Genomic DNA, 21,734 nt, shown 5'->3' with positions numbered 1-21,734 from the left:
GCCGCCCCGAATCCCACCCGCACCGAGGTTTGATCCCATGAGGCCGATCGCGTCGACCGCCTGCCTGTTCGTCGCCCTGGCGGCGACGACCTCGCCCTGTCCCGCCGCGCAGGATGCCCCGAAGCCCGATAGCTCTTACGTGAAGCTCCTCAAGAAAGCCCCCGAGGCCCGCGTCGGCCAGATCGTCGACATCATCGGCAAGCGGGGCGATGCCGACGACCTCGCCTATCTGTTCAACCGGGCCACCGATCCCCAGGGTTTCTCGGCGGACGTGAGGCGGAAGGCGCTGGAAGTCCTCGCCGACGTGGCCCTGACGCGCGACCTGCGCCCCTCCGGCGACCTCTCGGGCCTGGGCCGACTGCTCGGCCCGGATTCCGCCCCGGGCACCCGTCGGGCCGCGATCCGGCTGGCCGGACTCTGGAAGGCCGAAGCGACCCTCGACGCCCTCGGCTCGCTCGCCGAAGCCGAGGGGACAAACGAATCAACACGCACAGCCGCCTTCGATGCGATCTCGTCGATCGGCGGTGAGTCGGCCCGCAAGGTGATCGAGGGCCTGGCCGCCCCCGATCGCCCGGCCTCGATCCGGATCCATGCCCTGGCCGCGCTGGCCCGACTGGATGTCGACGCCGCCGCCGATCAGGTGGCCGGGATCCTCGCCGGATCGCCGATCAACCAGGATATCGCCCCCCTGATGGCCGCGTTCCTCGACCTCCAGGGCGGGGCCGAGAAACTGGCCGCCGCGCTGGGACGTCGGAAGCCCCTGGCGGATAACGCCAAGCTGGGACTCCGGGGGATCTACGCCCTGGGCCGAGCCGATGAATCGCTGGTCGCCGTCCTGAGCCGGGCCGCCGGGATCGAGGCCGAGTCGAAGCCGCTGGATAAGGCCGAGATGGAAGCCCTGTCCGCCGAGGTGGCCGCCAGGGGGAATGCCCAACGGGGCGAGGCGATCTTCCGTCGGCCCGAGATGAGCTGCATGAAGTGCCACGCCCTCTCGGGCGCGGCGGGTGGCGTCGGCCCCGAGCTGAGCGCCGTGGGCCTCAGCTCGCCGGTCGATTACGTGGTGTACTCGATCCTCCTGCCCGACCAGTCGATCAAGGAAGAGTACCAGACCCGCGTCGTCCTGACCGACGACGGGCGGGTCCTCCAGGGGATCGTGGTCGAGGAGGACGACAAGAAGCTCGTCCTGAGGGACGCCACGGCCGAGATCCGGGTCGTGCCGACCGCCTCGATCGAGGACAGCAAGAAAGGCGGCTCGCTCATGCCCAAGGGGCTGGCGAACATGCTGACCCACGCCGAATTCGTCGACCTGGTCCGATTCGTCTCGGAACTGGGCAAGCCCGGCCCGTACGCCTTGAAGTCGGTCCCGACGATCCAGCGATGGCGCGTCCTGAAGACCGGGACCGAGGGGATCAAGGAGATCCTCGAAGCCGACCCCGGCGAGTGGTCCCCGGCCTATGCCGAGGTCGCCGGCAACCTGCCGATCTCCGAGATCGCGGCCGACGGAGCGTCGTCGTCGATCATCCAGGGCGAGATCACGGTCTCGGCCGCCGGCCCGATCACCTTCCGCTTCGAAGGTTCCCAAGGACTGACTTCCTGGCTCGACGATCGGCCGATCCCGGCCGGGGATTCCCCCACCGTCGAGATCGCCGAAGGGCGGCACAAGTTGACCGTGAAGGTCGACCTGGACTCCCGAGGAGAACAGCCAATCCGGGTTGAAGTCGCCAAGCCCGAAGGATCATCCGCCGAATTCTCGGTGGTCGGCGGACGATGAATCTCTCGAGCGTTCCCCCTGCCGCCATCGAGGCGGTGGGGGGCTCGGTCGGCTTCCGGCAGGGCTCAGGCCGAGGGCCGGATGTTCGAGAAGGCCCGGACGATCTCGAAGAGGTCATTGCTGACCATCAGCTCTTCGTTCTCGAAGTCGCGGAGCCAGACGTAATTATCGCGGAACGCCTGGGCCAGCAAGGGATAGAGTTCCGAGAGCCGGATCGGCACGGACGGGGCGTGGAAATCCTCGACGGGCTCGTCATCGGGATGCGGGAACACGCGTAGACGGGCAGTGGCCATTCGGATCTCCTTCTCCGTGCTGACCCGTTCGCCATCGGGGCGATTCCGGGTCGGGGATGGCTTGAGCGACGGTCTGCCTCCCGGTCTCCAGGAAGCGTCTCGTCCACCAGTCTCGGGACCCGAGCGAGTCGGGGCGGTTATCACCGCCTCCTGTTTCACCACGAGTCTCGTCGTCTTCTGGATCGGACGACTCGCGAGCCGATCATCACACAAAACCCGGCGCCATCGGCCGAATTATCGGTCCTTCGAGAAATCGCAAACCGGTCAAGCGGAGTTCCGGGTCACATTGCAGCAATTGCGGGCGATTTTGCCGAAATTCCGGCCTCTCCCGCCCGGGCAGTCGTCCCGGATCAGGGTCGAAGGACGGGCTGATCCGGATTGGGCCGATCAGGGGGTCCCGCGAAGCCCGGGAGTGGTTCCGGCTCGCTCCCTCCCTCGCGGAGGAGATAGCCCGTATCCCCCCGGAGTCCCTGGAATCGGTCGACGTGACCGGAAGGCCAGGAGACCTCGACCGACTCGACCTCTCCCGGATCTCCGAGCCCGAAGTACAAGCGTGAGTCGCCCGCCGTCAGATAGCTCCCGCCGCCGAATCGCCAGGCGGACTGACGACGGCCCCCGCCGGTCACGATGACCTTCGCCCCGACCGCTTCCCGGCCCGAGCGGGTCCCTTCCAGCCGGAGAGTCAGGAAATGCCCCCCCCGCGTCGCGTTGTGGAGATAAACCAGGGGAGACCCCTGATCGACCACGAGCAGGTCGACCTTGCCATCGTTGTCGAGGTCGCCGGTCGCCAGGCCTCGGCCGATCCGGGGGGCGGTCATCGGCGTGCCGACCTCGGCGGTCACGTCGACGAATCGCCCGGAGTCGCCCCCGGCCAGCAGTAGCATCGGCATGGCGTAGGGGTAAAGCGGCCGGGAATCGTTCACGTGCCCGTTGGCGGTCGCCAGATCGAGCCGGCCATCGTTGTTGAAGTCCAGGAAGGCGATCCCGAAGCCCAGGAGATAGCGGCTGGGCAAGGTCGTCCCCGAGGAGGCCCCCTCGTCGGCGAACATCCGGGGGCCGAGGTTCCGGTAGAGGGTGGTCGACTCGTTGTAGAAGTTGGTCACGGCCAGGTCGGGCCGACCATCCCCGTTGGGGTCTCCGCAGGCCACGCCCATCCCGGCGAGGTAGCTCCCCTCGGCATTCCCCGCCAGCCCGGCTTCGAGCCCCATCTCGCGAAACTTCAGTCCGCCCTCGTTAAAGAAGGCGAAGTTAGCCGTCGTGTCGTTGGCGACGAACAGGTCGACCCGGCCGTCGCCGTCGAGATCATTGGCGACGACCCCGAGTCCCCGGCCATCCTTGTCGACGATCCCGGCCTCGTCGGTGACGTCCACGAAGAGGCCGCCGTCGTTCCGGAAGAGTCGGTCGGGCTCGGCCTCGAAGGCGCGGGGCTCGCAATAGGTGGGCCGATTCGTCTCGGGATCGTGGCAGCGGGCCGGGTGGTCGCGATCCCACTTGACGTAATGGCAGACGTAGAGGTCGAGATCCCCATCACCATCCAGATCGGCGAAGGCGGCCGAGGTCGGCCACCCTCGGTCCCCCCCCAGGCCGGCGCGATCGGTGGCGTCCTCGAAGGTCCCATCCCCTTTGTTCCGGTAGAGGGCGTACGAGCCGAACCGGGTGAGGAAGAGGTCGGGCCAACCATCCGAGTCGAAGTCGCCCACCGCGACCCCGTGCCCGTAGCCCCGACTCATCTCCGTGATCCCGCTCGACTGGCTGGCATCCTCGAAGGTCCCGTCACCTCGGTTGCGGAACAGCCGATCGCCGGGAGATTTGCGACCGCTCGTCGGGTCGAGCGGCCCCCCCTGGATGCAATAGATGTCGAGCCAGCCATCGCGATCATGGTCGATCATAGCGACCCCTCCGGACATCGTCTCGGGGAGCCGGCATTCCGGGGTCGGATCCTGATCGAACGCGAACCTCAGCCCGACTCGCTCGGCGTCCTCTGTGAACGAGGGCGGCACGCCAGACGGACCCGGCGCGGGTGCGGTCGTCGATGCGAGCGGCGATGGGCCGAGGTCGAGCACCCGAACGGCCAGGGACGTCCCCGGAGGGGCGATCGGTCCAATCTTGCCGAGCCGGTCCAGGGCCGAGCGGGCCTCCTGATCTCCGGGCTGATTCCGAAGCTGCAAGGTCCACCAGCCCCAGGCCTCGATCGGACGTCCCAGGGATTCGGCGAGCCGGGCCATCTCAAGGGCATGCCCGGGGAGTTGGTCGGCCCCCATCTCGAAGATCTCGTGATACCGATGGAGGGCCCGGTCCAACTCGGCTTTCCGGCGCCGGAGGGCCGCGACCTTCTCCGTCTCCCCGTCCAGGGCTTCGATCGTGGCCAGGCGTTCGAGCGCGCCCGGATAGGCGGGATCGCGATCCACCAATCGTTCGAGTTCCCTTCGTTCCGCCCGGCGATCTCCCGACCGGGCGGCGAGCCAGGCCCGGAGATTCAGGATCTCGGGCTCGTAAAATCGGTTGGCGGCGAGATGGGGCAAGGCCCGGTGGACCTCCTCGACCCGGCCGGCAGCCAGCGCCCATTCGAGCAACGATCGCCAGGCTGCATGATCCTCGGGGCGAGACACCAGGCAGGCCCGGAGCCCGGCCGCCACCTCATCGAGCTTGCCCGATCGGCGGTCGAGGTTCGCGAGCCCGAGCCGGACTCGATCATCGTCGGGCTGTTCTCGGGCCGCCTTCTCGAACATGCTTCGCGTTCGATCGATGGCAACAGCCTCGAAGTCGAGCATCCAGAGCGAACGGAGGACCGGCACCGGGTCCTGGGCCTGGAGCAGCTCCTGCCCGAGCAGCTCGCGAGCCTCGTCGCGTCGGTCCTCGAAGCGGAGGACCCGGCCCAGGATCTCGCGAGCCTCGATCGACGGCTTCCCCCCCGCCCGGACGACCGGCTCCAGGAGATCCTCGGCTCGGGCGAATCGGCCCCGCTCCAGCTCGATCGGGGCGATCTTCACGGCCGCGAGGTTGGCATAGGGGGAATCGGAGCCGATCCGCCCCCAGGCTTCCGCGGCGGCATCCAGGTGTCCGGCGGCTTGCTCGCAAGCTCCCAGTCCGTAGGCGGCCTCGTCATCGCGGGGCCACCACTCCAGGACTTTCGCGTAGTCGCGAGCCGCCGAGGCTCGCTCGCCCCGGGCGACGGCCCCCCTGGCCGATTCGAGCAGGTTCGAGGCCCGCCATCCCCGGTAGAACCAGTAGGCGCAGCCGGAACCCAGGAGGATCGCCAGTACCGCCAGGCTGATCGTCGAGGGTCGCCACCCCACGACACGGCCGCGCCCGAGGTCTTGGGCCGGGACCGATCCAGGATCATCCGTCGACGAGGTCGTCATGACTCCCAGGATAGCCTATCGTGCCGGGCCCGCCAGATCCCCGGTCGCAAATCGCCGGGAGAGTGGGACCGGGTCGCCCTGGCGGATGGTCAGCAAGGAGTCGACCGGGAGGTCGTCGACCAGGAACGTGGAGGTTGTCCCGTCGAGCCAGCCGACCCGGAGCCGGTCGATCCGCTCGGCGGAGCCGAGGCCGAAATGGAGGGCCGAGTCGGAGGCGGCGAGGATGCTCCCACCTCGCCGGACGACATCGACCCGCGTCCTGTTCCCGGCCAGTAGTTCGACCGTCGCCCCGATCGCCTCTCGATTGGGCGGGTTCCCCACGAGCCGGACGACCGCCGCATGATTCGACGGCCTTCCCTCGTTGATCAGGACGCGGAGCGGGCCGTCGATGGTCGTCATCACCAGGTCGACGTCCCCATCGCCATCGAGGTCCCCCGAGGCGACGGCCCTCCCGGACCGGAACGAGGCGAGGTCGGGCCCCCAGGCGCCGGTCTTATCCTCGAAGTGCTGGTCCCCCTGATTCCTCAACAGCAAGGGGGACTGGTCGTACCGATCGAACGGCCCTTTGGGGTAAACGTGCCCGTTTGCCTGGAAGAGGTCGGGCCAGCCGTCCGAGTCGAAGTCCTCCAGGATCAGGCCCCAGCCCACCGATCGCTTGGTCAGCAGGGTGATCGTGGAACAGGACGAGATGTCGTTATATTGACGGCCGTCGACGTTCAGGTTGATCCGGGTGCCCTGGTCGTGGAAGTTGGTCCGGGCCAGGTCCAGCCGCCCATCGCCGTCGATATCGCCCAGGGCGATCCCCATCCCGGCCTCGGAGGCCCCTCGGTCGCTCAGGGCCACTCCCGCCAGGAGGGCCTCCTCGCTGAATTGCCCCCCTCCCAGCCCTCGATAGAGTTCGTTGGCCTGGGTGTCGTTGGTGACGAAGAGGTCGAGGATCCGGTCGCCGTCCAGGTCCGCGAAGAGCGCGGACATCCCCTTGCCCCGGGGGTTGTAGACGCCCGACGACTGGGTGACATCCTCGAAGGTCCCGTCGCCCCGGTTCTTCCAGAGCCGATCGGGCTGCCCTTCGAGATACTCCGGCCCCCGGAAGACCTTGGTCTGTCCCCCGTAATAATCGATCGGCTCGGGGGTTTGGAACGGGTCGACGTCGAGATAATTGGTCACGTAGAGGTCGGGCCAGCCGTCCCCATCGAAGTCGGCCCAGGTGGCGGAGACGCCCCACTCGGAGTCGGTCAGGCCCGCGCGAGCGGTTACGTCCCGGAACGTTCCATCCCCCTGGTTCTGCCAGAGGGCATCCGGCCCGTGCTGGGCCAGGAAGAGGTCGAGGTCGCCGTCGGCCTCGTAGTCGCAGACGGCCACCCCCTGCGCCCAGCCGGTGTGACGCAGTCCCGACCGCGCCGAGACGTCGGTCCAGTGCCCCGGCCCATCGTTCCGGAAGAGCCAGGGTCCGCCGGCGGCGACGACCTCGCGCTTCTCGACCCGGCTGCCGGGGGCCACGAAGAGGTCGAGGTCGCCGTCCCCGTCGTGATCGAAGAGCGCGACGCCAGTCCCCAATGAGTCGAGGACCGAACTCTTCTCCGGCGACCCGCAGATCGTGACCACGTCGAGGCCGAAGTCCCGGGCTCGGTCGACGAACCAGGGCCCGACCTCGGGTTGGGCCCGGATGACTTCGGGAGTCGAGGATTCGGGGGGAGTCGGTTGGGAGCCGGCCGGTACTTCCTCCCGGCAACCGGGCCCGACCATCAAGGCCGCGATAACCGACCAGGATGCGATCCAACGCAAGGGCGACACCCCCCTCTCCTCGGCCTGCTCGAAAACGTCGGGGTAGGACGATCGAGCCTCGTCTCGACGATTCCGATCGATCCGATCAGTCAAGCTTGATCTCGAGGACCGTGGGGTCCTTCGTGACATCAACCTCGTACTTCGTCGAGTCTTCCTTGCCGTACTTGGTGAGGATGACTTGCATGTCCTCGGGAGCAAGGCCGACTCCGGAGGCCAGGGCCTGCTTCGATTGCTTACTCCGGCCCCCGTCGATGGTGGCCACCGCGGGATTGAAGTAAACCTTGTGGTGACCGGTCATGACGCCCATGTTGTCGGCGTCGTAGTTCATCTCAAAATGCCCTTCATCGTCGGTCTTACCCCAGCTGGGGCGTCCGGCGGTGGGCATGAAGTTCACCATCATGTTCGGGACGGGCTTGCCCTTATAGGTGACCGTGCCGGTCACCCGGGCGATCTCGGGCAGATCCGAATCTCCGCAACCCACGAAGGCCAGGCAGAGCGGCAGGCAGGAGAACCCGAGGATGCGTTGCAGTATCTTGCTTGGTCTCATGATTCAGGCCTCGGTCGACAACTGTGATCCGAATAACGGGACAAAGCCGACCCGGGGGCTACGGCCCCCGAGTCGGCACGGGAGAGTGATTGCGATATTAGTCCGGACATGACTCCGAACCGATCCGGCAGCCGCTCAGTAAGAATCGGCCGAGATCACTTCCCCGCGGGCCCGAGAGAAGAGGGCGCGATAGACCTGGAAGTTGATCGTGTTCTTGATGAACGAGACGTGTCCATCGGTGAACGAGACATTGATCCCGCCCGGGTGACTGCCGATCGCCCCTCGGGAGTTGGGGTAGTTGGAGTTCGGCGGGAACGGCTGACCATTGTTCAGCTCGCTCGCGGAGGTCATGCCCTGCGACGGGTGGTGGACCCAGAAGAACTGGTTGGAGCCTTGGTTCTTCGCGACCCAGCTATGCTCGGCATTCCGGGACAGTTCCAGGTGCAGGAAGGTGTTGCTGGTCCCGTCGGTCACGTCTCGCATGCTGACCGCGGAATTCAGGGTCCCCATGCCGTCGCCTCCGTTGGCCGACCCGCCGCCGAGGCGCTCGGGGCAGCAGCCGATGAGTCCCGATCCGGTGTTCAGCCCATAATCCTTGAACTCACCGTTGGGCGTCTGTGCGAACTGCGGGGTCGACGGGCAGGTAAAGACGCTGGGAGCCACCCTCGCGACGGTCGAGTTGGCCAGGTCGCCAGCCGGACCCCGCTGATTGTTCGGCCCGCCCCATCCGCCGGTCGGCCCTTCGGGAATGTTGAAGGCGTAGGCCGGACGCATGAAGTTGATCGAGTTGAAGATGTTGGTGCCTTCGATGAAGCCCAGCATCAGGGCGGGCCAGCCGAAACTGCCCCACGGGCAACAGCTGTTGTTCGAGTCGTGCCAGACGTCGGCGCTCGGGAAGACGTTGGCGGACTGGTAGTTCGGGGCGTAATTCGAGGGCGGGAAGGCCCCATTGACGTCGTGGTAATTGTGATAGGCGAGCGCCAGTTGCTTCATGTTATTGATGCACTGGGCGCGTCGGGCTGCTTCGCGTGCCGCCTGCACGGCGGGAAGCAGCAGCGCGATCAAGACGGCGATGATGGCGATGACCACAAGCAATTCGATCAGCGTGAATCCTGACTTTCGTCGTGACATGGGCGGTCCTCGATTCGTGAGAGGGCGAGCTGGCACTCGCGGTAGAAGAATGAGCGAGCATGACTACGGAGACGAGATTACACCGGCGCCAACGGAGAATTGTCCGCGCCCCCACCCGGCTTCCGGCCAGGAAGTTGACGCTCTCGATCAAATCGCTGAGAGACTCGAGTGGCGGAATACTCGCGAAGACCGGGAAGCCATGATTCGGGCACGACCCCATCATGGCCGGAGAAACGCGAACTAATCAGCAGGATAAGTTAACTAACGACCGTTACAAGAACTTTCTTTGCATTTTTTTTATGAATCTTTACGGGAAAGACACAAAAGCATGATTGCATTTTTGGTATCGAATCTCGACCACCCACACGTCGACTCGCGCCGCCTTCCTCTCATCAGAAACGTAAACCTACGAAGACGCGATCTCGATGCGGAGACGCATCGAAAAAAATCGGCGGACGGGGTGGTATAAAACATGTCTTGGAATTGATCCAGTGCTTAGTTAACCCGCTTCTCGCGGGCAGTCAAGAGAAAAATCCCGCGACTTTGACGATCGTCCGAATCGGGGGCGGTCTTCCCGGGTGGAGCGGTTCGGGCAGCATCGTGTTGCGTCGAGAACCGGGTCGCGGGATACTCGGAATTCCGGTCCAAAACCCCGATCCGCTCGACTCGATTGAGGCAGGCTTCCCGATGGATCTCCCGCGTCTCCACGGCATCGTCCCGCCCCTGGCCACACCCCTGACCCCCGACGGCCAGCTCGACGAGGCGGCGCTGGCCCGCCTGGTCGAGTTCCAGATTAATGCCGGAGTCCACGGCCTCTGGATCCTGGGCACGACCTCGCGGTTCGACCTGCTCACCGACGCCCGACAGCGGAGGGTCGCCGAGATCGTGGCCGAGACCGCCGCGGGTCGGGTCCCGCTGGTCCTCAACGTGTCCGACATGGGGACCGAACGGACTCAGGTCCGGGCCAAGATGTTCGACGACCTCCCATACGACTACTATGCGGCCCTCCCGACCTGGTACTTGCCGATGACCGTCGGCGAGCAGACCGACTATTTCGTCAGCCTGGCCGACACGCTCTCCCGCCCGGTGGTCATCTACAATGCCCCCTGGGTCTGCAACCAGCTGAGCTTCGACGTCCTCCGGCAGCTCGGGCAGCATCCCCGGATCGTCGGGACCAAGGACGTCACCCCGAGCCTGAGCCGGACGCTCGACTGGCCGGTCTGCGAGCGACGGAGCATGGACTTCACCTACCTCCACGGCAACGACCTGCTGGGGACCTCCACCGACCTCGGGGCCGACGGCTTCGTCTCGGCGCTTTCGAACGCCCTGCCCGAGCTGACCGTGGCCATCTGGGACGCCGCCCGGGCCGATGATGCCGAGCGGGCGTTCCGCCTCCAATCGCAGTTGACCCGGCTGGCCCAGGCGGCCGGCTTCGGCCCGATGCATGCCTGCCTGGAGGCGATGTGCCGACACCGGGGGCTCCTGGATCGGATGCTCCCGGCCCCGCTCCGCTCGCTGGATGCCGAGACCACCCGCCGGGTGACCGAGGTGGTCGATCTGGTCGGGTTCCTCCCCAACGCCACCGGGGTCCCGGCCTGATTCTTCGAAACTCACGCATGGCCGATGGGTCGATGACCGATGATCCATCCATCGAGCCGGCGCGACTCGCCCAAGAATCGCGATTCCGGGGGCGACATCCGGCCGAAGTTCTGCTATGGTCCGCCACCGATCCGACCGGGTCCAAGGATCGACCCCGGTCGGAACGTCAAATCGCTGACGTCGCCGTCATGGAGGAACATCGAGCATGGACGCTCAACGACTCACCTCGCGGATCGCTCATCGGGCCCCGGCGGGGCTTGCCCTGGCCCTGCTGCCGCTCCTGGCCGGGGCCTCGCACCGGACGACCAACTTCGTGGTCGTGGCCGACACGCCCGAGATCGCCCGCCAGGTGGGCAATCACGCCGAGACCTGCCGGGTCTCGATCGCCAAGGCCTGGCTCGGCCAGGAGTTGCCACCCTGGTCCGCCCCCTGTCCGATCAAGGTCAAGATCACCCGGGGCGAGGCCGGAGGGCTGACCTCGTTCGGATTCAGCCGGGGCCGGGTCTCCGACCAGGAGATGACCGTGGAAGGCCGGCTCGACCGGATCCTCGCGTCGTCGCTCCCGCACGAGGTCACGCACACGGTGTTCGCCGCCTACTTCGGCGGCCCGATGCCACGATGGGCCGATGAGGGTGCCTCGCTCCTTTCCGAGGACATTCGCGAGCACCGGCGTCACGACCAGATCGTCTTCGACCTGATCTCGCGTCGGGGGAACCTCCCCCTGGATCGATTGTTCACGGCCGAGGAGTATCCCGACGACCTCATGGGATTCTACGGGCAGGGCTATTCGATCTCGCGATTCCTCGTCGAGATGGGCGGACGTCCCCGGTTCCTGGCCTTCGTCCGCGACGGCTCGCGATCGGGCTGGGACGCCGCGGCCCGGACCCACTACGGACTGGCCGGGCTCCGCGAGGTCGATCGCGCCTGGCGATCCTGGCACAAGGTCGCCATCGAGAACGGGGCCCGGCCCGACATGGCCGACCCGATCTTCGTTTCGGCGGGGACCCGAACCCAGTCGGGCGGGCAATGAAGCCGGCCGATCGCCCGCCGAGGAAATTCGGAGTCGCCTCTTGTCGGGCGTCGTTCCGTCGGTTAGGACTGCATGACTGGTGGATCGACTGAAGCCATCCCGGCCCGGCTTCGAGGGGCGACCATGAGCGGACTCGATCACGCCCGGTTCCTCGAAGCCGCGATCGACGAGGCTCGCCAGGGGCGGGATGAGGGCGGAATCCCGATCGGATCGGTCCTGGTGATCGACGGCCGGATCGTCGGGCGGGGCCACAATCGGAGGGTCCAGCGCGGCAGCGCGATCCTCCACGCCGAGATGGACTGCCTGGAGAACGCCGGCCGGCTCAAGGCGAGCGACTACCGGCGATCGGTCCTGTACTCGACCCTCTCCCCCTGCGACATGTGCAGCGGGACCGCCTTGCTCTACAAGATCCCCCGGATCGTGATCGGCGAGAACCGGACCTTCCGGGGGCCCGAGGACCATGTCCGGTCGCGGGGCGTGATCCTCGAAATCCTGGACGATGCCCGGTGCCTCGCCCTGATGAGCGAGTTCATCCGGGATCGTCCCGAACTCTGGAACGAAGACATCGGCGATTGACACCCATCCCAACCTCCGAGGCGGAACCATGCGGAAGGTGCTGATCGATTACGTCCCCGGCCTGATCGGCGGGATCATCGGGGGTGGGGTCGGTTATCTGATCTTCTCCTGGCTCGTCGGGTATGGGCTCTGGGCCCCCGTGATCCCGGGCGCCTTGACGGGGTTGGGCTGCGGGATGCTTTCCCGGACCGACTCGAATCTCCGAGGGATCCTCTGCGCCATCGAAGCCCTGGTGATCGGGGTCGTCGCGGAATGGCGACTCTTCAGCCCGCCCTTCGAGACCGACGGCAGCCTGGTGGACTATCTCAAGCAGATCCACCATCTGCCGCCGCCGACCCTGTTCATGCTCGGGCTCGGCGTGTTCCTGGGCTTCTGGTGGGGCCGGGAATGCACCCTCCGGGGGAGACTGGTCCCCCCCGCGAGCAAGCCCAGGAGCATCGAGGACTGACGGGAAGCCGTCAGGAGCGGATCAAGGAGAGCCTGGCGGCGAGGGCCCGGTCGAGCGCAGCCTCGCGGTCGGGGTCCAGGACGGTCAGGTGGCCCATCTTCCGGCCGGGGGCGGCGGTCCGCTTGCCGTAGAGGTGGAGCTTCACGCCGGGATCGCGCCGCCACATCCGGTCCCAGTCGGGCTCGCCATCCTGCCAGAGGTCGCCGAGCAGGTTGACCATCGCGGCGGGAGAGACCAGGTCGGTCCCCCCCAGGGGGAGCCCGCAGAGGGCCCGGACCTGCTGCTCGAACTGGCTGGAGATGGCCCCCTCGATCGTCAGGTGGCCCGAGTTGTGGGGCCGGGGGGCGATCTCGTTGACCATCAGTCCTCCTTGCGCCGTCAGGAAGAATTCGACGGTCAGGACGCCCACGGTCCCCAGGGCCTGGGCGACCGAGAGGGCCAGGTCGCGGGCGTTCTGGGTGACGATCGGGCCGACCGGCGCGGGCATCACCGTCGAGTCGAGGATGTGCCGCTCGTGCCGGTTCAGGCCGACCGGGAACGTGACCGCCTCGCCGTCGAACCCCCGGGCGACCACGACCGAGACCTCCGAGGCGAACGTGACCCACCCCTCGGCCACGCAGGCGACCCGGCCCAGCTGCGACCAGGCCGATTCCACCTGGCCGGCCTCGTCGATCCGGAATTGCCCCTTGCCGTCATACCCCGAGGCCGCCGTCTTGAGGATCATCGGGAATCCGAGCGATCGGGCCGCCTCGGCCAGTTCGGCGTCGGTCCGGACCGGATGCCAGGGGGCGAGGGGCAGGCCATGCCGGGCCAGGAACGACTTCTCGCGGAGCCGGTCCTGACTGACCCGGACGGTCCGCCAGCCGGGTCGGACGATCGCCCGATGTTCGAGCCACCGGAGGGCCGGGGCCGAGACGTTCTCGAACTCGACCGTCACGGCCTGGGCCTGGTCGGCGAACGCCCGGAGCGCGGGGAGGTGATGGGTCGCCCCCACCACCGACCAGTGCGCCACCTGCGCCCCCGGCCCGTCGGTCAGCTCGCTCAGGACCCCCGCGCGATAGCCGAGGCGCTGGGCCGCCTGGAGGAACATCCGGCCGAGCTGGCCCCCTCCGATCACTCCGATCGAGGCGGGCGGGTGGAGAACCTTGGGTCGATCGGTCATGTCGGCGACTCGTCCACGCTCTCGGTCTGCCGCTCGCGGAAGGACGCCAGGGCCTTGCGGATCGCGGGATCGGTCCGGGCCAGGATCGCGGCGGCCAGCAAGGCGGCGTTGGCCGCCCCCGCGGCCCCGATGGCGAGCGTCCCCACCGGAATCCCTCGAGGCATCTGGACGATCGACAGGAGCGAGTCGACCCCTCGGAGGACCTTGCTCTCCACCGGGACGCCCAGGACCGGCAGGATCGTGAGGCTCGCCAGCATCCCCGGCAGGTGGGCCGCGCCCCCGGCCCCGGCGATCAGGAGGTGGAGACCTCGCCCCTCGGCCTCGCGGGCATAACGGTAAAGTCGCTCCGGCGTCCGGTGGGCCGAGACGACCCGCGACTCGTGCGCGATCCCCAGCTCGGACAGGATCTCCGAGGCATGGCGGAGAGTCTCCCAGTCCGACCGGCTCCCCATCACCACGCCCACCCGAGGGGCTTTCGACTCGACGTCCGTCATCGCGTTCCTGGAGGGGTGATCTCGAAGACTTCGGGGGCGGATCTCAGGCTCTCGGCGAGCCTGACCAGCGGGCATCTTAAGCCCCCGGAGTCGTCGAAACCAGACCGGTCCGGGATCCTCGGGCAGGTCGATGGGGCAGGGCAGGGCCCTCAGGCCGCCCGCTCTCCGCAATTGTCGCAATGCCCGCAGGACGTGGAGGGCAAATCATCCGGCCCGAAGTAGTCGATCAGGTAGGACCATCGACAATTCCGGGTCTCGACGAACTCGATGAATTGCTGCTGCTTGAGGCGGTCGCGCTCGTCGCGCTCGCGATAATCGCCGGCCATCCGGTGGAGTTCGTCGAAGGTAAGATCGGGGGCGAGGAGCCGGATCTCCCCGTCCTCCTCTCGGACGATGTTCCGGGCCTTGAACAGGTTGAGGACCTGCTTGAGCCGCGTCTTCGGGACCGGCGAGAGCGCCCGGAGCCGCTCGAAAGTCGGCGAACCATCCCCTTCGGCCATCCGCTTGAGGGCGTGGTGGGCGTTGACCAGATCCTCGCCGGTCGGATAGCGCCCGGCCTGGAAGAACCGATGGAGCGACTTGTCGCTCCTGTCGAAGAGCAGGATGCAATCAGCGGGGAGGCCGTCGCGGCCGGCGCGGCCCGCCTCCTGGTAGTAAGCCTCGACGGTCGAGGGGGCATGGTGATGGATCACGAAGCGGATGTCGGGCTTGTCGATCCCCATGCCGAAGGCGTTGGTGGCGACGATCACCTTGAGTTCGCCGGCCATGAACCGGTCCTGATTGGTGGCCCGTTCCGAGCCCCGGAGCCGACCGTGGTAAGGAGCCGTGGCGATCCCCTGATCGGCGAGGAACTGGGTCAACTTGGTCACGGCGGCCACGGTCGCGGTATAGATGATCCCGGTCCCTTCGGATTCGCGGACCAGTCGGAGGATCTCGGCGAACTTGGCCGTTTCCCCCTCGACCGGGATCGTCCTGAGGTGGAGGTTGGGGCGCGCGACCCCCATGTGGACGACCTCGGCGTCGGTGATCCGGAGTTGCCTCTTGATCTCGTCGATCACGTCCGGGGTCGCGGTGGCCGTCAGGGCCAGGACGGTCGGACGGCCGAGATCCTCGATCGCCTCCCCCAGCGCCAGGTACTCGGGCCGGAAGTCGTGGCCCCATTGGCTCGCGCAGTGGGCCTCGTCGACGACAAAGAGGTCGACCTTGAGCGATCGAAGGACTTCGCGGAAGTCGGGGCGGGCCAGCCGCTCGGGGGTGGTATAGACGAACTCCACCCGGCCCCCGCGGATGGCCTCCAGGGCGTCTTGTTCCTCCTGGGCATTGAGCGTGCTATTGACCTCGGCCACCGGAATCCCCCGCTCTCGGAGGGCGTCGGCCTGATCTTTCATCAGGGCGATCAGCGGACTGACCACGATCGCGGTCCCCTCCAGCTCGAGCGCGGGAAGCTGGAAGCAGACGCTCTTGCCCGACCCGGTCGGCATGACCACGACCGTGTCCCGCCCCTCGATGGCGGATTGCACGGCCTCGATCTGCCCCGGCCGGAATCGAAGGAAGCCGAAGTGTTCCTTGAGTTTCCGCCGCAAATCCGCCCCGACTCCCGAGGCATCCATGCTTCCCATCTGGTTCATCGTTCGACTCCGCCCCAAAAGCCCAAACCCGGCAGGACCGATCGCAAAAATCGAACAGCAAATGGCGAGCCGATCGACACCCTGCGGCTCGGCGGATTCGCCGGGATCACCCCTCCCTATCCAGGCACCTGGACGTCCCCGAATTCCTCGCGGATCGAGAACATTCCTATTATCTATTTGCATCGGGGTGGGGAAGAATTAAAATTAGACAAGGCTTCCGGCAAGAGATTGCCGAAAGTATCGCCTTGAACTCGTGTCACCATCAAGAGATTCGCCTCAAATCCGCCCTTGAAGACCCGGAATCGATCCTGCCGCATCCTCTCCCCATGACGTTTTACCTGCTCCTCATGGCTTTGCCATTCCTCACTTCGAGACCTCCGAACCCCAGGTTCGGGTGAGGCACTGGCCCCGTCCTCAACATTTTTCCCGCCCTTTCTCCGAGTTTTTTCCCATGGGTGAAACCATCCGAAGCGGCACGCCGGCAACGGTCAATCCGTCCACGCCTCGGGGTGGACGGCCGGACGAAGTCCGTCCCCGCAACGCCGAGAGGGCCGATCGCCATCCGCCGGCGAGGACGGCCTGAATCGGAGCGTCTTCATCCATCCCCCCTGGACTCATTCGCGAGGGAGACTATGAGCTCGACCGAATCGGCGCCCATCGACACGACATCCCGTACGCTCGCGCCTCGCTCAAAGAAATCGGCCATCCTGGCCGGGTTTGCGACCCTCCTCGTGGTCTCGTGTGTCGTCCTGGCTTTCTGGTTCTCCCGGAATCGAGACGCGGCGATTGCAGACTCCAATCCCTCGATCGCCCGGACTCCGGCCGCGACGGAAACCAAGCCGTCCTCCGAGCCGGGCGAGAAGGCCCCTTCGGAAATCCTTCATGTCGAGATGAGCGAGGATCAGCAACGCTCGATCGGGCTCGAAACCAGGAAGGTCATCCTGGGTAACGCGCCGAGGATGACCAACGCGCCCGGGCGGGTCGCCCCGAACGAAAATCAATACGCATTCATCACCCCGAGGGCCGCCGGGGTCGTCCGTACGGTCAACGCCCACATCGGCCAGGAAGTGAAGGCGGGGGACCTCCTGGCGACCATCGATAGTCCGGAAGTCGGCGAGGCCCGCCTCGACCTCTACACGAAGCTCCAGACCCTGGAAATCGCCCGGTCTCAGGCCATCTGGGAAGAGACGGTCTACGGCAACACCATCGAACTCCTGGACCTCCTGCGCAAGCAGGAGACCCCCGAGGAGGTCCACAAATCGCTCGAGGATCGGGCCGTGGGCATGAATCGCGAGAAGTTGATGACCGCCTACGCCGAATTCCTCCTGGCTCGGGCGACCCTCGACCGGAACACCGACCTCTACTCGCAGAAGCTCATCACCCCCAAGGACTTCGAGCGGGTGAAGGCCAGCTACGACGTGGCCCAGGCCACCTATCAGAGCCTGATGGATGAGATGGGCTACGAGGTCAAGCTGGAGAACACCCGGGCCCAGCAAGCCCTGAAGCAGGCCGAGACCGCGGTCCGCGCGGCCCGAGAACGCCTGAGAATCCTGGGCGTCCGCCCCGACGGGACCGAGCCTCCGATCCAGGGTGGCAAGGTCGTCGGGGTCGATCCCGACGGGACGCTCGCCCATCAGCCCAGCGAGGGAGCCCCCGGGCAGGTCGATCCCCAGGCGATCCTCCCCCAGCCCACCTCGACGGCCTCCGCGTCCGTGGCCCCGGTCGGGGCCGGGCCCGAGCAGGCCCTCATCGGGGCCGAGGCCCCGGTCAGCACCTACTCGATCTGGGCCCCGTTCGACGGGACCATCCTCGACCGCGAGATGATCGTCCCCGGCGTCGCGGTCGACAAGCAGCACCGGATCTTCACGATGGCCAACCTGAACACCGTCTGGGTCGAGGCGAGCGTCCACGAAGGGGACTTCGCCATGCTCGACCTCGTCCGGAAACGGGGCGGCACGCTCCGTTTCCACTCGCCGGCCTATCCCGATCGGATCTTCGAGGGGAAGGTGAACTACACCGGCGACCTCGTCGAGGAGCAGAGCCGGACGGTCAAGTTGCTCGCCAAGGCCGAGAACCCGGATCGGTATCTGAGGCCCGGGATGTTCGTCGAGGTGGAGGTCCAGAGCCCTCGGGGGAAGGAAGCCCTGGAGGTCCCGACGGCCGCCCTGTTGATCGACGGGAGTCGGACCTATGTCTACGTCCGGACCGGGCCCGACTCCTTCGAGCGGCGCGAGGTCAAGGCCGAGGCCCCTCGCGATGACCGGGTGACGATCCAGGATGGTCTCGCCGATGGGGATGAGGTCGTCATCAAGGGGGCCTTCAAGCTCAAGGCCCTGGCCAAGAACTTCCTGGCCTCCGAGGAGTGACCCGGGATCCCGAGGACGACCGTACGAACCGGCCCCCGACCTCGGGGGTCGGACGATCTCCCGCCCCTGCTCCCGACCCGAAAGCCGAGGTCCGTCGGCCTTTCTCGGCCGAGGCCTCCCGTCCCCCTCGGGTCCAACCCGGGGGCATCTCCTCGAATTATTCGACCCCTTATTCATGATCGATGGTTGACGGGTGCATCATTCGCGGGGCTCACCCCCCTCGCATCCCTTCCCGCCGATCGGCCATGACCCGTTGGCCCGGAATCGCCCTCGATTCGGGCCAGGGCGTCGCCCCCCGGGAGAATTCTCGTGTTCGACAGCCTGATCAAGTTTTCGCTCAAGAATCGCGGCCTCGTGATCCTGGTACTCGTGGCCGTGGCAGTCTCGGGGGTCTACTCGCTCCTGAACCTGCCGATCGATGCGGTCCCGGACATCACGAACGTCCAGGTCATCGCGCTGACGGACGCCCCGGCGCTGGGGCCCGAGGAGGTCGAGCAGTTCATCACGATCCCCGTCGAGAACGCGATGAACGGGATCCCCCGGATCAAGGAGGTCCGCTCGATCACCCAGTTCGGCTTCTCCTCGGTCACGATCGTCTTCCAGGAAGGGACCGACATCTACTGGGCCCGCCAGCTCGTCAATGAGCGGCTGATCCAGGTCCGCGACGACATCCCCGAGGGATTCGGCTCGCCGAGCATGGGGCCGATCGCCACCGGCCTGGGCGAGATCTACCTGTTCGAGGTGAAGAACGCGGAGGACGCCAAGCAGAAGCGATCGTTGATGGACCTCCGGACGATCCTCGACTGGGACGTGGCCCGTCCGCTCCTGGGCGTCCCGGGGGTGATCGAGGTCAACACCTTCGGCGGCGAGCTGAAGACCTACGAGGTCCGGCTCGACCCCGACCTCCTGGTGGCCCGGGGGATCTCGGCCACGAGGGTCTTCGAGGCCCTCAAGCAGAACAATAGCAACTCCGGCGGCGGTTACATCGAGCGGAACGGCCAGGTCCGCGTGATCCGGGCCCAGGGCCTGGTCGGCTCGCTGGCCGACATCGAGGAGATCGTGCTGGACACGACCCCTAGCGGCACGCCGATCTACGTCCGAGACGTGGGCAAGGTCCAGTTCGCGCCGATGATCCGCCAGGGGGTCGTGACCCGCGACGGCCGCGGCGAGGCCGTCACGGCCACGGTCCTCCTGCTGGCCGGGGAGAATGGCCGGGTCGTGGTCGACCGCGTGAAGGCCAAGCTCGAGGAGATCCGCAAGAAGCTGCCCGAGGGGGTGGTCATCGAGTCGTTCTACGACCGGGCCACGCTGATCAACAAGGCCATCTCCACGGTGGCCCGAAACCTGGCCGAGGGCGGGGCCCTGGTAATCGTGGTCCTGCTGGTGATGCTCGGCAACCTCCGGGCGGGGCTGATCGTGGCGCTGGCGATCCCCCTCTCGATGCTCTTCGCGGGCGACCTGATGCTCTATTTCGGGATCGCCGGGAGCCTGATGAGCCTGGGGGCGATCGACTTCGGCCTGATCGTCGACAGCGCGGTGATCGTCATCGAGAACTGCGTGGCCCGGCTCTCGCACGCCCGGCCCGACGAGAGGGGGATCGACGTGGTCCGACGGGCGACGCTGGAGGTCCGCCGCCCGGTGGTCTTCGGCGTCGGGATCATCACCCTGGTCCACCTCCCCTTGATGGCCCTGGAGGGGGTCGAGGGGAAGATGTTCCGGCCGATGGCGGCGACCCTGATCTTCGCGCTGACCGGCTCGCTCCTGCTCTCCTTGACGGCCACGCCGGTCCTGGCGTCGTTCTTCCTCCGCCCGGGGATGTCGGAGAAGGATACCTGGGTGGTCCGGTTCGCCAAATGGGTCTACGAGCCGATGCTGAGGTGGGTCCAGCTCCGGCCGGTGCTGGTCGCCCTGGGGGTCGTGCTGATGCTGGGGGCGACGGTCCCCGTGGCCCTGAGCCTGGGCGGCGAGTTCATCCCGAAGCTCGACGAAGGCGACCTGGTCCTCGACCTGACCCGGCCGCCCGACGCCTCGCTGAGCGAGGCCGTCCTGGACACCACCCGGATGGAGAAGGCCCTGATCGCGGAATTCCCCGCCGAGATCCGCTCGATCGTCAGCCAGTCCGGCCGCCCCGAGATCGGCCTCGATCCCGCGGCCGCGAACACGACGGAATCCTACGTCTACCTGACCGAATCGGAGGAATGGACCAAGGCGAAGACCAAGGAAGAGCTGGTCGACAAGATCGACGAGGTCCTCCAGCGGGTCCTGCCGGGCACGATCGTGGTCTTCAGCCAGCCGATCGAGCTCCGGTTCAGCGACATGCTGGCCGGGGTCAAGGGGGACGTCGGGATCGGCCTCTACGGCGATGACCTGCCGACCCTCCAGGAGAAGGCCGACGAGCTGGCCGCCGTCCTGAAGACCGTGCCCGGGGCCGCCGACGTGAAGGCGCTGGAGGTCCTCGGGCTCCCGGCCATGCAGATCGCCATCGACCGCGACCGGATCGCCCGCTACGGGATCAACGCGTCCGACGTGCTCGACGTGATCCAGGCCGTCGGCGGCAAGAACGTCGGGCAGGTGGTCGAGGGCCAGCGCCGATTCGCGATGCAGGCCCGCTTCACCCCCGAGGACCGCGACGACGTGGAGTCGATCCGCAAGCTCATGATCGCCGACCCCAAGGGCCGGATGATCCCGCTCTCGGACCTGGCCAACATCGAGATCGAGGACGGGGTCTACGAGATCTGGCGGAAGGATCGGCAGCGACGGGTCATGATCACCGTCAACGTCCGAGGGCGCGACCTGGCCGGCTTCGTGGCCGATGCCCAGAAGCAGGTCGGCGAGAAAGTCCGCATCCCCGACGGCTATTTCCTGGAGTGGGGCGGGACCTTCGAGAACCTCCAGTCGGCGACCAAGCGGCTGGCGATCGTGGTCCCGATCGCCCTGGCGATGATCTTCCTGCTGCTCTTCGCCACCTTCGGCTCGGTGAAGCTGGGGCTCCTGATCTTCGTCTCGGTCCCGCTGGGGGCCGTCGGAGGAATCCTGGCCCTCTGGCTCCGAGGGATGAACTTCAGCATCTCGGCGGGGGTCGGCTTCATCGCCCTCTCGGGCGTGGCGGTCCTGGACGGGCTGGTCCTGGTCTCGGCGATCCGCCACCTGATCGAAGCGGGCCAGCCGGTCTTGCAGTCGGTCTACGAGGCCTCCATGTCGAGGCTCCGACCGATCCTGATGACCGGGCTGGTCGCCAGCCTGGGCTTCGTCCCGATGGCCTTCTCCGAGGGGGCCGGGGCCGAGGTCCAGCGCCCCCTGGCGACCGTCGTGATCGGCGGCCTGATCACGAGCATGTTCCTCAAGCTGATCGTCCTGCCCGCCGCCTACCCCTGGTTCGATCCGGGCCCGCCGGCCCCGGTCGAGGACGAACCCCTCCCCGAAGGCCCGGCCGAGGAGCATTGATCGTCCAGCGGACCCATCAAGGAACCCGGATTTCGGATCGCGGAGCATCGATCGCGATGCAATGCGTCCCGAAATCCGGGTCCTGAAGTCACGCGAGC

The 21,734-nt window shown here is 66.9% G+C and carries 15 protein-coding genes; 7 read left to right on the top strand and 8 right to left on the bottom strand.

What is annotated here, in order from left to right:
• Positions 1-37 precede the first annotated feature (37 nt).
• Positions 38-1,771 carry a HEAT repeat domain-containing protein gene (locus tag P12x_RS15005; RefSeq protein ID WP_435005109.1) on the top strand — a complete coding sequence of 578 codons (1,734 nt, stop codon included), beginning with the start codon at positions 38-40 and terminating at the stop codon, positions 1,769-1,771.
• 65 nt (positions 1,772-1,836) lie between these two features.
• Here the strand turns inward: P12x_RS15005 and P12x_RS15000 are convergent, their stop codons facing one another.
• From P12x_RS15000 to P12x_RS14980, 5 genes are all read right to left on the bottom strand, one after another.
• The gene (locus tag P12x_RS15000; protein ID WP_435005108.1) at positions 1,837-2,064 is read right to left on the bottom strand and encodes a hypothetical protein; all 228 of its coding nucleotides are present in this window, start codon (positions 2,062-2,064) and stop codon (positions 1,837-1,839) included.
• 350 nt (positions 2,065-2,414) lie between these two features.
• The gene (locus P12x_RS14995) at positions 2,415-5,426 is read right to left on the bottom strand and encodes an FG-GAP-like repeat-containing protein (RefSeq protein ID WP_435005107.1); all 3,012 of its coding nucleotides are present in this window, start codon (positions 5,424-5,426) and stop codon (positions 2,415-2,417) included.
• 15 nt (positions 5,427-5,441) lie between these two features.
• A complete protein-coding gene (locus P12x_RS14990; RefSeq protein WP_435005106.1) occupies positions 5,442-7,304 on the bottom strand; it encodes a CRTAC1 family protein in 1,863 nt (620 codons plus the stop codon).
• Positions 7,297-7,758 (bottom strand): hypothetical protein, encoded by a 462-nt coding sequence (locus P12x_RS14985; protein WP_435005105.1) that lies wholly within the window; start codon positions 7,756-7,758, stop codon positions 7,297-7,299. The genes P12x_RS14990 and P12x_RS14985 overlap by 8 nt, the downstream gene beginning before the upstream one ends.
• 135 nt (positions 7,759-7,893) lie before the next feature.
• Complete coding sequence (locus P12x_RS14980) at positions 7,894-8,889, bottom strand: DUF1559 domain-containing protein (protein ID WP_435005104.1); 996 nt, start codon at positions 8,887-8,889, stop codon at positions 7,894-7,896.
• A gap of 687 nt (positions 8,890-9,576) precedes the next feature.
• Between P12x_RS14980 and P12x_RS14975 the strand changes: the two genes are divergently transcribed.
• From P12x_RS14975 to P12x_RS14960, 4 genes are all read left to right on the top strand, one after another.
• Positions 9,577-10,488: a dihydrodipicolinate synthase family protein gene (locus P12x_RS14975; protein WP_435005103.1), complete on the top strand. Its 912-nt coding sequence runs from the start codon at positions 9,577-9,579 to the stop codon at positions 10,486-10,488.
• 205 nt (positions 10,489-10,693) lie between these two features.
• The gene (locus P12x_RS14970) at positions 10,694-11,518 is read left to right on the top strand and encodes a hypothetical protein (RefSeq protein ID WP_435005102.1); all 825 of its coding nucleotides are present in this window, start codon (positions 10,694-10,696) and stop codon (positions 11,516-11,518) included.
• A gap of 123 nt (positions 11,519-11,641) precedes the next feature.
• Positions 11,642-12,094, top strand: a complete 453-nt coding sequence (locus P12x_RS14965) for a nucleoside deaminase (RefSeq protein ID WP_435005101.1) — start codon at positions 11,642-11,644, stop codon at positions 12,092-12,094.
• Positions 12,095-12,122: 28 nt separating this feature from the next.
• A complete protein-coding gene (locus tag P12x_RS14960; protein WP_435005100.1) occupies positions 12,123-12,542 on the top strand; it encodes a hypothetical protein in 420 nt (139 codons plus the stop codon).
• 10 nt (positions 12,543-12,552) lie between these two features.
• Here P12x_RS14960 and P12x_RS14955 read toward each other — a convergent pair whose 3' ends face one another.
• The 3 genes from P12x_RS14955 to P12x_RS14945 form a co-directional block, all read right to left on the bottom strand.
• The gene (locus tag P12x_RS14955; RefSeq protein ID WP_435005099.1) at positions 12,553-13,704 is read right to left on the bottom strand and encodes a 5-(carboxyamino)imidazole ribonucleotide synthase; all 1,152 of its coding nucleotides are present in this window, start codon (positions 13,702-13,704) and stop codon (positions 12,553-12,555) included.
• On the bottom strand, positions 13,701-14,198 hold the full coding sequence (gene purE / locus P12x_RS14950) for a 5-(carboxyamino)imidazole ribonucleotide mutase (protein ID WP_435011670.1): 498 nt from the start codon (positions 14,196-14,198) through the stop codon (positions 13,701-13,703). Before purE ends, P12x_RS14955 begins: the two co-directional genes overlap by 4 nt.
• Before the next feature lie 149 nt (positions 14,199-14,347).
• Positions 14,348-15,826 carry a RecQ family ATP-dependent DNA helicase gene (locus tag P12x_RS14945; RefSeq protein WP_435005098.1) on the bottom strand — a complete coding sequence of 493 codons (1,479 nt, stop codon included), beginning with the start codon at positions 15,824-15,826 and terminating at the stop codon, positions 14,348-14,350.
• Between the two features lie 632 nt (positions 15,827-16,458).
• Here P12x_RS14945 and P12x_RS14940 point away from each other — a divergent pair.
• Both P12x_RS14940 and P12x_RS14935 read left to right on the top strand, forming a co-directional pair.
• Positions 16,459-18,192: an efflux RND transporter periplasmic adaptor subunit gene (locus P12x_RS14940; RefSeq protein WP_435005097.1), complete on the top strand. Its 1,734-nt coding sequence runs from the start codon at positions 16,459-16,461 to the stop codon at positions 18,190-18,192.
• 309 nt (positions 18,193-18,501) lie between these two features.
• Positions 18,502-21,636, top strand: a complete 3,135-nt coding sequence (locus tag P12x_RS14935; RefSeq protein WP_435005096.1) for an efflux RND transporter permease subunit — start codon at positions 18,502-18,504, stop codon at positions 21,634-21,636.
• Positions 21,637-21,734: the final 98 nt, after the last annotated feature.

It is taken from the genome of Tundrisphaera lichenicola, assembly GCF_051175385.1.
GTDB lineage: Bacteria > Planctomycetota > Planctomycetia > Isosphaerales > Isosphaeraceae > Tundrisphaera > Tundrisphaera lichenicola.
The sequence above is the reverse complement of the archived record's forward strand: the minus strand, read 5'-3'. Positions and strand labels throughout refer to the sequence as shown.

Bases quoted from the DNA above. Each gene is read 5' to 3' on its own strand.
- P12x_RS14965 (WP_435005101.1), top strand. From the start codon at position 11,642: ATGAGCGGACTCGATCACGCCCGGTTCCTCGAAGCCGCGATCGACGAG.
- P12x_RS14975 (WP_435005103.1), top strand. From the start codon at position 9,577: ATGGATCTCCCGCGTCTCCACGGCATCGTCCCGCCCCTGGCCACACCC.
- P12x_RS14970 (WP_435005102.1), top strand. From the start codon at position 10,694: ATGGACGCTCAACGACTCACCTCGCGGATCGCTCATCGGGCCCCGGCG.
- P12x_RS14945 (WP_435005098.1), bottom strand. From the start codon at position 15,826: ATGAACCAGATGGGAAGCATGGATGCCTCGGGAGTCGGGGCGGATTTG.
- P12x_RS14960 (WP_435005100.1), top strand. From the start codon at position 12,123: ATGCGGAAGGTGCTGATCGATTACGTCCCCGGCCTGATCGGCGGGATC.
- purE (WP_435011670.1), bottom strand. From the start codon at position 14,198: ATGACGGACGTCGAGTCGAAAGCCCCTCGGGTGGGCGTGGTGATGGGG.
- P12x_RS14955 (WP_435005099.1), bottom strand. From the start codon at position 13,704: ATGACCGATCGACCCAAGGTTCTCCACCCGCCCGCCTCGATCGGAGTG.
- P12x_RS14980 (WP_435005104.1), bottom strand. From the start codon at position 8,889: ATGTCACGACGAAAGTCAGGATTCACGCTGATCGAATTGCTTGTGGTC.
- P12x_RS15005 (WP_435005109.1), top strand. From the start codon at position 38: ATGAGGCCGATCGCGTCGACCGCCTGCCTGTTCGTCGCCCTGGCGGCG.
- P12x_RS14995 (WP_435005107.1), bottom strand. From the start codon at position 5,426: ATGACGACCTCGTCGACGGATGATCCTGGATCGGTCCCGGCCCAAGAC.
- P12x_RS14940 (WP_435005097.1), top strand. From the start codon at position 16,459: ATGAGCTCGACCGAATCGGCGCCCATCGACACGACATCCCGTACGCTC.
- P12x_RS14985 (WP_435005105.1), bottom strand. From the start codon at position 7,758: ATGAGACCAAGCAAGATACTGCAACGCATCCTCGGGTTCTCCTGCCTG.
- P12x_RS15000 (WP_435005108.1), bottom strand. From the start codon at position 2,064: ATGGCCACTGCCCGTCTACGCGTGTTCCCGCATCCCGATGACGAGCCC.